General features: G+C 74.3%; 1 pseudogene. It reads right to left on the bottom strand.

The window, feature by feature from the left end:
* A pseudogene (locus FNH09_RS47455) lies at nucleotides 1–1,493 on the bottom strand (LysM peptidoglycan-binding domain-containing protein); the annotation flags it as partial.

The following is a 1,493-nucleotide window of genomic DNA, read 5'->3' as shown; positions in this document are numbered from 1 at the left end:
TGGTGGACCAGGGGTTGGCGGGGTCCATGTCGGTGCACAGGGTGTCGGCGCTGCGGCCTGGGCGGAAGTAGAGCAGGGCGGCGAGCTGGGCGCTGCGGGGACCGTGGCCGGTGGCGGGCACGCCGGTGACTTCGACCGGTCCCAGGACGCGTATCTCCGGGGCGTGCGGGTCGTGCACGGCACGGTCCGTGCCGGGATGGTGGCCGGGCTCGGGCGGGGCCGTTGCCGGGACGGTGAGGGGTGCGGGTTCGCGCTCGTGCGGGCCTGGGGTGTGCTGTGTCTGGCCGGGGGTGCGGTGTCGTGAGCCTGTGGGCGGCAGGTGCGGTGAGGCCGGGGCGCCGGCGGCGGGCAGGGGGCCGGAGGTGATGCCGGCCGGGCGCGCGGCGGTCTGCTGCGGTGCTGGTCCGGCTGGGCCGGTGTGCCGGTCGGCGCCGTGCAGGGTGGTGATGATCTGCTGGTAGGCGGTGTGTTCCAGGCGCTGGAGGCGGATGTCGGTGGCGGCCGGGTGCAGGTGCTGAGGCCCGGTCAGTGAGGCGTCGAGGAGGACGGCGTGGGGGAAGTGTGCGGCCGCCGCGTCGGCCGGGGCGATCAGGGTGACGGGCAGGGTGTGTGCCCTGGCGATGACGTCGGCGAACTCGGCTGCGGTGGCGGTGTCCAGTGGGCTCGCGCACAGCACCACGTAGGGCTGGTGGAGGGTGCCGGGCATCTGGTGGGCCTCCAGTAGATGCTCGTTGAGGTCGCGTAGTGCGTGGGCGGCGTGGTGGGTGTGCGTGATCGGTTGTGGGGTCGGCAGCTGCGGCAGGTCGTCGCCGAATCCCACGGTGACGATCTCGACGCCGTCTGCCCAGGGGCTCAGCGCGAGTTCCAGGGCGAGGCAGGTGCACACCTCGCTGATCTGGGAGGTGCTGCCGTCGAGGAGTACGGCGGGCGTACGGGCAAGGTTGAGCAGCACCAGGTCGTCTGCCTCGGTGCTGCCGATGGTGACCAGCGCCGGATAGGGAGGCGGCCCTGCGGGGGCGGCGGTGTCGTGCGAGAGATCGGTGTCTGGCGGCAGGGTCCACCATCCATCGGGGCCGGTAGTGAAGGGCGCCGGCGCGGTCAGGGCGTCGGCCTCGGGCAGGAGGCGGACGGTATGGGGGGTGATGAGCGCTGCGCGCACGGCAGGTACGGCGTCGGCTTCGGCGCGGCTGGCGTGGTGGGCGAGGGCGCGCAGGGCCAGATCCAGCCTGCTGAGGCTGTCGTGTGTGGTGGGTGTGGACACCGAGCCGGCGGGCGCGGGAGCCGGGACGGTGGCCTTAGCGCTGCGGTTGGTGTGTGTGCGCCTGCGCAGGCGCCGTACGCCGAGGGCGGCAGTGACGGCTGCGGCGGCCAGCGCGGCGCCGGCCAGTGCCTCATACCCGGCCTGGGAGCCGAGGCCGGGCGTGGCGTGGGGTGCGGGAGTGTGCGCAGGGGCGGGAGAGGCGGAAGCGCGGGGAGCCGGCGTGGCTGGGGTG

Origin of the sequence: Streptomyces adustus, assembly GCF_009377175.1 — a bacterium.
Lineage (GTDB): Bacteria > Actinomycetota > Actinomycetes > Streptomycetales > Streptomycetaceae > Streptomyces > Streptomyces adustus.
Note: the sequence above shows the minus strand (reverse complement) of the source record. Positions and strands in the feature narration are given on the sequence as shown.